Below are 12212 nucleotides of genomic sequence, written 5' to 3'. Positions count from 1 at the left end.
AGGCTAATTTGTCAGCTTTTTTCATCAGCAACATTCCTTTACTTAGAATAAATCAAGTATAACAAGAATTTCGAGAAAAATTAAATACTCATGTAATGATAGTATGGTGGTTTATAAAGATATGTACATAAACTATCGAAGCATTTAGTAAAATATTGTTTCAATGATTCTGCTGCTATTAGAAACCCCCAGTAATTGTGCTTCTAGATTTGATCGATCCACTCGTCTTTATCATCCAGTGACCGCAGCCGGCTTCATATTGCTCTCCAAACTTTATAAACACAATCTTTGTACATGTAATCGAATGAGCAGGAAATACTATGAAAAAAAGGAATGAAGGTTGTATCATGCAAAAGATTAAGCCTATAAAATTACATACAGATAAAACCAGCACGACTGAAAAACTAACATCGACAGAATTAGGGAAACTTTGGGCTACCTATATGGGAAACAGTATGGGGAAATGCATATTGAGTTATTATCTGCATCATGTTGAAGATGAGTATATTAAAGCTTTATTGGAAAATGCATTATTGCTAAGTGAGGAATTTTTGAAAATAATTACCGATATTTTCACGAAAGAGAACTTCCCTGTTCCTCATGGTTTTACGGAAGCTGATGTAAATATTCAAGCACCTCGTTTATTTCAGGATGAATTTTATGTGCATTATTTAAAATATACGGCAAAGGCAGGAATGAGCATTTACAACGTTGCTTTTCCACTAGTATATAGGAAAGATGTAGAAGAATTTTTCAGATACTGTATGGATTCAACTATGGATTTAATGGGTCAAATTAAAGAAATATTAATGTATAAAGGGCTGATCATTAAGCCTCCATTAATACCAATTCCGGAAAAAGTAACATATGTCCATAAGGATTTTTTAAATGGATTCTTTGGGGATGTACGACCAATGCATGCGTTAGAAATTACTCATTTTTACGATATTATTGAAAATAATACAACGAGCAGGGCATTAATCACAGCATTTGCTCAAGTAGTAAGGGACGAAGAGATTCGAAAGTTATTTGAAAGAGGAGAAGAGATTACCCAAAAAAATATTGAAAAAGATATGAAAATGTTAGAAAAAGAAAATTTGCCAGCCCCATCTCTTCTTAATGACTTAGTAACAACATCTACTTTCTCTCCGTTTTCAGATAAGTTAATGCTTTTTCATAAGATGGATATGTTTACAATTAAGTTAAGATCTTTTGGAAATGCGGCAGCTGTCAATGGAAGACATGATATAGCCCTAAAGCATAGTAATGCATTATTGAAAAATGCCAATTTTGTTCAAGATGCAGCAAAAATTATGATTGAGAAAGGCTGGTTTGAACAGCCGCCAAGTGCCGTATATAGTGATTATTAAATGAATAAGTAAAGCTAACGTAAAAAGCCGAAATCCTGAATTTAAGGAATCGGCTTTTTTGTCTCTGCCTTCTTGAACTGTTTTGTTTTAACTCTGGTACCAATATAAAGCGAAGTCATTCATTGTTGAAGCGTACCCAAGTTGTCTTAACATAGTCGCTATGTTCCCCCGATGATACGTACCATGATTGGCAACATGAAATAACATTTCTGAGTAAGCCGTTTCTCTAGCACCAGTCCAAGGATTATTCAAATGAATCCTTTGTTCTAAATCGTTTTGATTATCAATCCAATCTATATACTGTGAAGCTAATTCCTCATAAGATTTAATAAACTCATCTGTGGAATATAAATTAGACTTTTCTTGGAGAGCGATAGAAATTGCTAAGGCTTCTTGCATTTCCATTCCTTTAAGTACCTCTAACCACATAACATCTACCACATACATGTGACTAAACGTTAGAGCGATCGTTGGATATGAACTGCTAACCTCTTCATATAGGACATTACTTGGTAGTTCTTTTATTCTTTTAAGTAACACCTTATTAGCCCAAACATGGTAATTATACATATTTTTTGCATGGTTCATTTAACATCTACTCCTTAAATTCTGTTTTTGTAACAGTTGATATTTGTATTATAAAAAAAGATATATGACAGCAGTTTGTCATACATCTTTATAAATTTTCATTATTTTTTTTGCTTCATCTAATAAAATGGTTTGCAGTTCCACTGGCTTTAAAACTTTAACCCCGCTGCCAAAGCTTAAAAGAATAGATTTTAGCCATCCAGCATACAGCGGCTGGTAAACAGAAATTGTCAGTGTCATACTTCCATCACTGTTAAAGACCTTAGATGAATTTTGGAATTGGTCCAATACTTCTGCTAAGGAATTAGGATTCACCTGGATAACTACATCCTCAAATCCCTCTAGATCAAAATCTGAATAAGAAGAATCACCTTTCATTTCGTGAGTTTGCAGAAATTTTTCTTGTGTCAGAATGATATTCAGCATACGTGATACTCTAAATTCTCTATAATTCTGACGTTCTCTGCAATAACCATATATATACCAGCTGCGAAACTTATAATGAAGGTGAACAGGTTCTAATTCACGTGATGTAAATTCATTTTTTTTACTTACATAATCAAAGCGGATGACCCTTTTTTCCTGTATAGCTTTTCGCAGATCAATTAATGATGCCGGTTCTGTTTTATGGCTTTCTAAGTTAACTAATAAAGAACTATTGCTGCAGCTTGTATCCAGCGTTTTTAATCTTTCTATTGTTTGTTCAACTTCCTTATCTTCAAAAATACGCGATAAACTGCTTAATACAGTGATTAGATTTAATATGTCATAGGAACCTATTAAGCTTTTATCAAATTTGTATCCTTTTATGATACCGAAACCTCCGTTAGTCCCTTGATAAGAAACGACTGGAATTCCGGCAGCACAAATAGTGTCGATGTCTCTATAAATGGTCCGTGATGATACTTGGAATTCATCAGCTAAACTAGAAGCTGACAAAATTTCATTATTTAGGAGCTTGAATATGATGGATATCAAACGTTCTAATTTCAATTCTCATTTCCCTCCCTCAATCATTAATTAAGCTGCCTTTGTCATTCCACTGACCGTACCTTTTATTTTCTTTGGCATTTCTAATTAATTTATCCAGCTTTGTTTTAACCCTAATGAAATTCTTGCCTGCCAATTTTTTATGTATCCTTCCTATAATGAATATGTGTACATAGTGTAACTGCTAATTCATTTATTTGAAATAAAAAATCATTAAAGGTTTAAAGTAACGAGATACATATTATACATGACAATAGGATGAATCTTTTCTGAAATTCTATTAGAATTTAGTTTGGTGACAGATACTTTAATTATGGTGGAAGAAGGTATTAATTAAGAATCGAGCGAAATAAATATATAAAAATTGTAAATTATGGGGGGAATAAAGTGAAAACATATTTGGAACAAGTTGCTAAAAATATATATGCCTTTTTAGTGTGGGATCAATCTTGGAACTCTTATAATAACTGCTATCTATTGATTGAGCATAATAATATTATTCTTATTGATTCAGGGAAGGAAGAACATTCTCACTTCCTGTTTTCTGCACTAGAAAGGATAGGAATTTCCAAAAGTAATATAACTCATTTTATTGCCACACACGGCCACAAAGACCATATTGGTGCAATTCAGTATTTAAGTGATATTGAAGGCTATATTCATAATCAGGATTTAGAGTTAATTCCAGAAAACAGTAGAAACAAATTAAATAGGAAACTTCCAGATAACGGTCCAATTTTTAATGATTTAGAATGTGTTCTCATTGGACACCATACTAAAGGTTCTGTTTTACTATATCATCGTGGAAGCAAAGTGTTATTTTGCGGAGACCATATCTGTTTTTTTGGAGAACAATTGAGCGGGAATGTTGTTGATACAGGTGTTAAGGAAAGGGAAAAATATAAGCAGTTTGTTTTAGAATGGTCTCAAAACGTGGAAATGAGAGAACAGCACAATTTTAATTTATTTATCGAAGGGTTAAAAAAAATTGCCAAATACGATGTTGAGTATTTATGTACGGGACACGGCGTAGTTTTAAAAGGTAAAGTAAATGAATTTATTTCTGAGTTGCTTGAGTTTGAATAGTTAAACGAAACTCTTACTCACTTAACGGATGTTTTAATTAAATTAAGATTAACTTATTTATAGTTACTCCATTATAAAGTGCTTTTCTAAAATAAATGATCTATCTTTTTTATAAAAAATGTCGAGTACCTTCCATTGAATGATCCTGTTTTAATCAAACTTTATTTTAAAGCAGCACTTATAATATTAATAAAAGCAGAATAGTAATCTGATGAAGGGGGAATGATCATGAATGAACTAGTAAATGACAATCTGTATGAAACGAGAAATAATCTAGTAAAGGAAATTACTTTATTAAGTGATACTGAATTTAATAGGAAGCCTGATATGGATATGTGGAGTATCGCACAAGTTTGCCATCACTTAGTTTTAGTAGAAGAGGCATCTATAAAGGCTATTGCATGGGGATTAAAAGGCAATGATCGTACTAGCACAGAACGGAAAAATATTCACTTAACATTATTGGATAGAACGAAAAAGATTAAAGCTCCAAAAATCGTTGATCCAGATGCAGCACCATTCGAAGTTCCGCAACTAATTGATTTGTTAAATGATTCGAGGGAAAAATTGCTGGCGTTTCTAAGTACTATTGAAGATAAGGCCATATTGAAAGAAAAATCAGTGAAGCATCCTGCCTTAGGTGAATTACCTCTTGATCAATGGATCGAACAGATATATTTGCATGAACAGCGGCACATAGAACAAATAAAAGAGATAAAATTACTTTTAGATGTGAAGCACTAAATTCTAAAGCATAAAATGGATTCAAACTTTTTGATGAAAATTTCATACTTAGTTAAAAAATCCTGTGTTCATTCAGGATTTTTTCTTATTCCAGAAAAGGGCCAGATGGTTGAGGATGTAAATTTAGCATTAATAGTGGGGAACGTATCATAAATAAATAAGTTTTTAGTCAAATGCTTGTCTGTAAGGTTGGGGAATCAGGTTAAGCATACAATCTCATGAAATAGACGGAAGAATTCCGCTTATTTGGTAAAAAGTATTGAAAAAATCCATAATAGACGGAGAAATTACCCTTATTGACTCGAAAATCGTGAAAATGGAGGCTATTGCTTTATATAAGCGGAAAAACTCCCCTTATTTATCGAAAAACGTGCTTCATTCAGTAAATAACCGGATATTCTCCGCTTATTTTACTTTCCCTGGTTAATTAACGATAGGTTTTGTATTGTTAACTAACAGGACCATTTAATGAAGGAAGAAAATAAGAAATGTATACTTATAGGAATGATAGTATGGAATTTTGTGAAAGTTTAGTGGAAGAAGGAGTCTATCATTCTTTAGAGAATGAATTAAGAAAATATAGGTTTTGGGGGATACTTAGTGAGAAATAATGCTGCCTTTTTAAAAAGTGTAAATACTTTAGTACACATGCATAAAAGTGGACTTCTAGGCGGAGAAATAATGCCTGAAGATGTTTTGATTGGTGTTGTTACCGAAGAAGAAATGATGAATGTTTTAACTTTGGCAATGGCGTTAAATTATCAGAGAAATTCATACACGTTATGGGAATCTGTTGTAAAAGCATATCAAGATTCAAATACCAAATGGATTTTTGACCCGACACTTGCAGCTAATAGTAATATAGAGCAACTTCGAGAAGCATTACTTCTTCATCGTGTAGGATTGCAACCAAACCGTCATCCAGAAATTTGGCAACGTGTAGCCAAAGGCATTGTGGATTCTTCGGAAAAAGGAGATGTGCAAGGATTGGTTGAGTTTGTCCAATCTGACATAGCTCCTCTAAAGGCAATGATGCAAGGAACAAGAAAATCAGAGTTTCCTTATCTCTCAGGACCGAAAATTTTTAATTATTGGCTATATGTTTTGGAAAGTTATACAAACGTTTCTTGGAGATCTCGTGAATTGATTACGATTGCACCAGATACACACATTTTAAAAGCTACAGTTAAATTAGGTTTATGTACGGAGGAAGTTTTAAATGGCGGAGCAGATGATAGACAAGCGGTTGCTGCTGCTTGGGAATCAGCACTAGCTGGAAGTGGATTAGCGCCAATTGATGTACATACTCCATTATGGTTATGGAGCCGGGCTGGGTTTCCGCCACTTCTTGCATCATAACCTTTTCGGTCAATTAATGATTGCGATTCTTTAATATTGAGGAATCGCTGTTTCTTTTTCACTAAAGGGGCAGTTTAGTTGAAGATCGATGTTTAATATATGATCACACTTAGGCAATTGTATAGAACATGGGAATTAATCTTTAGAATAGTATGTTATATATAAATAGTCTGGTAGAATACAAATAATAACAAATGGAAGGAGGAGTTGTATTATGAACATGACGAAGAAGCGTTACGGGGTGCATTTATTTTAAGGGACGAACGTATAATTTCCCCTAAAAACTACGTGGTCCCTAAAATCAGGAGGAAAAAAGTGATTATTAGAGACTATAAGGTTAAGGATGAGCTGGGATGGGTGAGATGCCGAACACTTGCATTTTTACAGACTGCATATTTTGATCATGTATTAAATAAGAAAGAACATTATGAAAATCCAACAATTGAGCTTGTCGCGGAATTAGATGGTCAAATCGTTGGACTAATTGATGTTGAATACGAAAAAGAGGAACGAACGGTTTGTTCTAGGGGAGAAGGATTAGGTGGAATGATTTGGCATATTGCAGTACATCCTGATTTTTCTCGACAAGGAATCGGACAACAATTACTATATGCAGCTGAAAATAAAGCAAAGAAAATAGGATTAAATCGTCTGGAGGCTTGGACACGGGATGATCTTTGGGTTCAAAACTGGTATAAAAAAATGAATTTCAATATCGTTGATTCCTACTATCATATTTATTTTGAAGGAGATGAAATGAATCAACGAATTCAAAATAACATGCCAAACCTATACTTAGTAAATGCTTTCACCCACTACGTTGGGGAAGACATTGAACAATATAAAACAAATAATAAACGTATTCACCAGTGCGTTTGTTTTGAAAAATATTTATAGCCATAACGTAGGAATTTTTACTCCACAAAAGGGCGCAATTCTGCAGCAAGAATTCGCTCTTTCCTCATGAAAAGGGGCAGATTGTTGAAAGGGATAGGGGTGGGGCATAGCTAAAATAAACCAAAAACCAATTGTAAACACAAATTGATTTTTGGTTTTCTTTGGCCATGACTTTATAGATTTTAAGGATTAATCGAATATTACATTTTTTCCTTGTTCACTTAACTTTTTTAAAGATGTAAGCATATGATTTATTTCTTCATCGGAATGTCTTTCCCATGAACTTAATTCGGCAATTATTTTCAAAGGAGATTTAGACCTATAAGAACGTGTTGGGTTTCCAGGAAATCTTTTGTCCGTTAAGTTCGGATCATTTTCAAAATCACCTAATGGTTCTACAATATAAATTCTTTCCTTTGATTTGGATCTTGCTAATTCAGCACCCCATTTAGCAGCATCTAATGTCGCAGTAAAATATATATAGTTAGATTTTTTATCCTGGTAATTTGATAAATGTTGTGGTACTAATAAATCTCCAATTTTCAGTTCTGCTTTAGTTCCATGAAAAAAAGGACCATTATCTAAGACATCTTTTTTGGCGTTCATACGAATACACCTCAATATTTTTAGATTTGTATTTAAGAGTATAGTATCGAAATGACAAAAAGAACAGTCTATAAATAACTTGAAAATAATGGTATAATGAAAGTAGAGAGAATGGTATCGAACGGCCATTACTTATTTTTTACATTTTTCTTTGCAATCTACGCTTCTGATGGCTAACGATTTTACGGAATGTCATTCAGTGTTTTATCAAACAGAATAACATAATTGTTAAGGCACGTAATGAGCAGTAACGTAAAGCTTTAGCTAAAAATATAAATGTATTCCATTATCGGGCGTAATTCTACAGAAGAATTACGTTCTTTCTTTATGTAGAGGGTCAGATTGCAGAAGAAGAAAGGAAATTGATCGCTCATCTTGAATTTGTATGTTTATGCCAAAAAAGATAATTTATTTAAAACAATTTATTTTGCAAAGGGGGAACATAATGATTGATCAAAAATTTTTTCCTGAACTAGAAACTAGAAGATTAAAATTAAGAAATGTAAATAGTGAGGATATAGATTTTATTTTTAAACTTTTTAGCGATGAAAAAGTGTGTGAATTTCTTTACGATGAAGAAATATTTAAGAAAAAAGAAGAAGCAATTGAATTTATTGAGTGGAATTCAAAGCCAGAAAAAAGAGGACATAATAGATGGGTTTTAGTAAAGAAAGATAGCAATGAACAGATTGGTACTTGTGGCTATGACTTGTGGGATCGAACCAATAATATAGCTGAGATAGGTTATGATTTATTGTATGAATTTTGGGGACAGGGATATATGAAAGAAGCATTGATATCAGCAATAGAAAGTGGTTTTAGTAATATGAGGCTGAATAGGATCAATGCATATGTCGCTTTAAATAACAAAAATTCTATAAAATTATTAGAAGATCTTGGATTTAAAAATGAAGGCATTTATAGGGACAAGCATTTGTTAAGAGGGAAATATTATGATCACTATTCTTTTTCTCTATTAAAGAGAGAGTGGAAATAAAAAACTGTGGCTGTTTCCTAGGAGAGTGAAATTGTGAAAGACAAAGAGCTAATAGATATCTTTGAACGTTCAGAAATAAATTTACTTGTAGAGCTTCGAATGGGAAATGGTTTCCATGAAAAGGAGTACGAAAAGTTAGTTAAGACACTCACCGTCTGTGCCGATGAATGGGAGAGCCGTACAAGTTTACCGGGAGAAGTCGTCCATACTTTAGTTGGACTATACGATGAACTGTACAACTTTTCATTCATATATGGGGATGAAGAATCGGTCCGTATTAAGAAAGCAGCCGAAAATACGAAAAAGCTGATTCGAAGATGTACGAAAGAAAAGGGGGAAATAGAACCCGAAAAAGCCAGAGTGATTGCCGGGTTGATTGAGAAAATCAATGAAAACGGAAACTTTTTTAAAAAACTTCAAAGTGGCAAAGGAATGGATGAACAGCAATTTGAAAGAATCTATCATGAATTATCCGATATAATCGATGAGATTTATTCGTGGGGAGAAATTCCAAAAGTTATGGTAAATATTTTTATGGATCTTCGTGAATTAGATTTATTTGTTGGTCAATATCGAGAAGAGTTCAAACAACATGAAGAGGCAAATAAAATTTATGATGCGTACGAACGGATATTTAGTTTAATTTTTGGTTGAACCAGAAATATAACAGTTTGCTACACGAATAGCTGCATATAAGTTTCCTCAAATGTTAAGGGGATGTGTGTGAATGAAAGAATTTTATTACTCTAAAAAGAAGAAAATTCGAGGCTGGAAACGGCACAAGAGGAAAATTATAAGATGGAGACAAAATGTTTTTAACTTAGATATGGAAAACATGCGAGAGTATCAAAGAGATTATGCAAAGTTATGGATTCATCCCTTTTATTCTCTAGTACGCACAAACCCACCCAATTGGTATAATCGTTTATTATTAAGCGATATAATTGATATATATTTAAATTGGCATGAAAAAATGGATAATGAAACGGAGGATTTTTATCTAAAAATTTGGTTGTTTGAACCTGACTTTATAAGCTCCCAAATTGTTGTTTCGTACGGAGACTGTTTGAATACTTACAATGATACCTTTGACAAACATCCTATGATAAAAAGATTTCCATTTCATAAATTTGAATCATTAAAAGATCAATTAGCCTTATTTGATTGGGAAGCCCACATTCATGCTGAAAAGTATTCGGAAGAAGAACTGATAGAAGATTTAGAATCAGGGCTAAGGACTGAAGCTGAGGTAAATGAGATAAGAAATAAATCTTATGAAACCGAAAGAATCAAACTCAGCTATGCAAATGACGTTCATTATAAGGTTAATGTTGGTGATGTTTGGGTAGGAACACTAAAAAAGGGGAATCTCTCTAAATAGAGGGATTCCCTTTTGTTGTCTAAAAATCAACAGTGTCCTTATATAAACATGAAAAGCGAGGGTTACTCCCATAATTATGAAACTAAATATTGTCGCGATGGATATCATAGATTAGCTGCATGATTTCGAGTTGCCATTAATGCACACTTGGAACAAAGTATCTACTGTAATAAAGTTGATTTTGAAATATACTATTATTAGTAGGTTAACAATGTTAATCTATGTGAATATACGAGATTTTTAGCACAGCATATGAAACTATCATAGGAGAGCCCTAAAATGAAAAAGAAAATAAACTATTTAATCATACTTTTAACGACCATTTTAATAGTTGGTTGTACCAACGTAGAAGATGCATCCATTACAGATGAAAAAACAGATCCACAAGAAGTAACCGCAGTTAATACAAATAAAAATAGCGAAAAAGAAGAAACTAGCACTACGGTCGTTGATGAACCAGTAGGAGAGGAAACACCAGCTCAGTCAAATAGTGAACAGTTCTCAGGATATAAACTTATTGAAGTTGATGGCGGTGATTTGTCAGGATATCGTGAACCTAACGCCGTCGTTGACATTGGTTATGGGGACCGTGAATATTGGGCATTTACGAATGAATACGGGCAACTTGTCCGTGTCATTGCTGATGAAATCATTCTACAAGATGACCGTAACGAACCTGTAACATCGTCTGGCAGATACTACTCTGATGAAGCAAAAGTTCCTGGTGTGGAAAGAACAGATTTAGATGAAGGACATATCATTGCAGATTCTCTCGGAGGGGTATCCAATGCTTACAATATTACTCCACAAGAAAGTACGCTTAACCGACATGGGGATCAGGCTTATATGGAAGATGCGATCCGCAAAGCAGGTGGAGCCACTAATTTTGAGGCGATTATCACATATCCAAATACGGAAACGCAAATTCCTTCACATTATCAGTATACCTATACTCTAAGAGGCAACAAGGTTGTTGATTCATTCGACAATGTGAACCCTGATGAAGTCAACGCAACACTCGGTTTAACAGAGAACAAGCCTTCTAACTCAACTAGTTCAAGCAAAAGCGGTGATATTTCTAGTGTTGATACGAATGGGAATGGACAGGTGACAATTAAAGAAGCAAAAGATGCAGGTTTCAGTATGCCTATAACGAGTGACCATTGGTTATACCCTTATATGCGTGATAATGACAATGATGGGATGGTGGGGGAGTAAGCCCCTAAAACTATAAATGAATGGTCATATTATCAAAATTTAAATGGTGAAAATATAATTATTTTTCACTAACCATTTCAACTATCGAGCGTGATTCTGAAGCAAGAATTACGCTTTTTTTTATCTTAAGGACCAGATTGTGGAATCTTGTACTTAAAGTAACGTGGCAGGTTAGCTGAATTCCATTCCCTCACTTGGTTGGAATATGGAATTCGTCATTGAGTAGCTTGTGGCAGAAATTTAACCAATGGGGCAATCCTTGAATAAGCAAGGGATTGCTCTTTGCTTATTGAAGTAATGGGTAGGTAGTTTGCTCATTAAAATGATTTATTTTAGTCTTATTTGAGCAATAGAAACAGCTTGGTTTGTAGATGCGGATTGGTGGTTGTGGATTATATTAATTGAAAGTGCGAAAACTATCTGTAAAAAATTTTATGGGAGTGAGCATCTTGAAGAATATGATTGTTCTCTTTACTATTTTATTAATATTTGCCCCAGATAACTTGGTTAATGCTAAACCCCCAGAGCCAAAGGAAATTAAACCTTATGCAGAAGACTGGTATGTTACACCCGAAGATATTATTCGAGATATTATATTTCCAGCTATTGATAAAAGGGTAATAAAAGAGTATGGAGGAAAAGAAGCGTCTGGTTTTGGCTGGCAGCAGCGGAGGATTGTTAATATTGTTTATAACAACAATCATTCTTATGATATTTCCTTAAGAATTCAAGTTCCTAATAGTAACGATAATCCATTTCAATATAAAGATGACTTGGTTAAAGTAAGAGTATCTCCATCTTGTGATAGTCCTAAAATTGGATGTAGTCACGGCTTTAAGGTAGAAGTATTAGATTACCAACATAAGTAATTTTTTACTCTGTTTCTTATGAGCTGCTTGGGGAACAAATAACTGTGTTTACCCCTAAGTTGGATGTTATACATTTACCGAATGGAGCAATTACAATCGATTTTTCT

Annotated in this window: 13 protein-coding genes; 10 read left to right on the top strand and 3 right to left on the bottom strand. The window is 33.6% G+C overall.

Translation table 11 applies throughout. The annotated features are described in order from the left end of the window. The first annotated feature begins 347 nt into the window (after nucleotides 1–347). Nucleotides 348–1370, top strand: coding sequence for a DUF3231 family protein (locus C1726_RS05460; RefSeq protein WP_102272380.1), 1023 nt, complete (start codon nucleotides 348–350; stop codon nucleotides 1368–1370). An 87-nt stretch (nucleotides 1371–1457) separates the two neighbouring features. On the opposite strand, the gene C1726_RS05455 is transcribed toward C1726_RS05460, so the two are convergent. Both C1726_RS05455 and C1726_RS05450 read right to left on the bottom strand, forming a co-directional pair. After that, nucleotides 1458–1958: a DinB family protein gene (locus tag C1726_RS05455; protein ID WP_102272237.1), complete on the bottom strand. Its 501-nt coding sequence runs from the start codon at nucleotides 1956–1958 to the stop codon at nucleotides 1458–1460. A 78-nt stretch (nucleotides 1959–2036) separates the two neighbouring features. Continuing rightward, entirely contained in the window at nucleotides 2037–2951 is a 915-nt protein-coding gene (locus C1726_RS05450; RefSeq protein WP_102272236.1) for a helix-turn-helix transcriptional regulator, read from the bottom strand. A 384-nt stretch (nucleotides 2952–3335) separates the two neighbouring features. Here C1726_RS05450 and C1726_RS05445 point away from each other — a divergent pair, with 384 nt between their 5' ends. From C1726_RS05445 to C1726_RS05430, 4 genes are all read left to right on the top strand, one after another. After that, nucleotides 3336–4034, top strand: a complete 699-nt coding sequence (locus C1726_RS05445) for an MBL fold metallo-hydrolase (protein ID WP_102272235.1) — start codon at nucleotides 3336–3338, stop codon at nucleotides 4032–4034. Between the two features lie 228 nt (nucleotides 4035–4262). Further along, entirely contained in the window at nucleotides 4263–4778 is a 516-nt protein-coding gene (locus C1726_RS05440; RefSeq protein WP_102272234.1) for a DinB family protein, read from the top strand. 600 nt (nucleotides 4779–5378) lie between these two features. Continuing rightward, nucleotides 5379–6137, top strand: a complete 759-nt coding sequence (locus C1726_RS05435) for a hypothetical protein (RefSeq protein WP_235822703.1) — start codon at nucleotides 5379–5381, stop codon at nucleotides 6135–6137. Between the two features lie 315 nt (nucleotides 6138–6452). Further along, complete coding sequence (locus tag C1726_RS05430) at nucleotides 6453–7034, top strand: GNAT family N-acetyltransferase (protein WP_102272233.1); 582 nt, start codon at nucleotides 6453–6455, stop codon at nucleotides 7032–7034. A 189-nt stretch (nucleotides 7035–7223) separates the two neighbouring features. Here C1726_RS05430 and arr read toward each other — a convergent pair whose 3' ends face one another. Then, nucleotides 7224–7640, bottom strand: a complete 417-nt coding sequence (gene arr / locus C1726_RS05425) for an NAD(+)--rifampin ADP-ribosyltransferase (RefSeq protein ID WP_102272232.1) — start codon at nucleotides 7638–7640, stop codon at nucleotides 7224–7226. Nucleotides 7641–8085: 445 nt separating this feature from the next. On the opposite strand from arr, the gene C1726_RS05420 reads away from it, so the two are divergent. From C1726_RS05420 to C1726_RS05400, 5 genes are all read left to right on the top strand, one after another. Then, nucleotides 8086–8637: a GNAT family N-acetyltransferase gene (locus C1726_RS05420; RefSeq protein WP_102272231.1), complete on the top strand. Its 552-nt coding sequence runs from the start codon at nucleotides 8086–8088 to the stop codon at nucleotides 8635–8637. Nucleotides 8638–8670: 33 nt separating this feature from the next. After that, the gene (locus C1726_RS05415) at nucleotides 8671–9291 is read left to right on the top strand and encodes a hypothetical protein (RefSeq protein WP_102272230.1); all 621 of its coding nucleotides are present in this window, start codon (nucleotides 8671–8673) and stop codon (nucleotides 9289–9291) included. 73 nt (nucleotides 9292–9364) lie between these two features. After that, nucleotides 9365–10018, top strand: a complete 654-nt coding sequence (locus tag C1726_RS05410; protein WP_102272229.1) for a hypothetical protein — start codon at nucleotides 9365–9367, stop codon at nucleotides 10016–10018. A 279-nt stretch (nucleotides 10019–10297) separates the two neighbouring features. After that, nucleotides 10298–11236, top strand: a complete 939-nt coding sequence (locus tag C1726_RS05405; protein WP_102272228.1) for a DNA/RNA non-specific endonuclease — start codon at nucleotides 10298–10300, stop codon at nucleotides 11234–11236. A gap of 458 nt (nucleotides 11237–11694) precedes the next feature. Next, complete coding sequence (locus tag C1726_RS05400) at nucleotides 11695–12105, top strand: hypothetical protein (RefSeq protein WP_102272378.1); 411 nt, start codon at nucleotides 11695–11697, stop codon at nucleotides 12103–12105. Nucleotides 12106–12212 lie beyond the last annotated feature (107 nt).

It is taken from the genome of Cytobacillus massiliigabonensis, assembly GCF_900199725.1.
In the GTDB taxonomy this organism is placed as follows: Bacteria; Bacillota; Bacilli; order Bacillales; family Cytobacillaceae; genus Cytobacillus; species Cytobacillus massiliigabonensis.
This window is presented reverse-complemented; position numbering and strand designations above follow the sequence as displayed.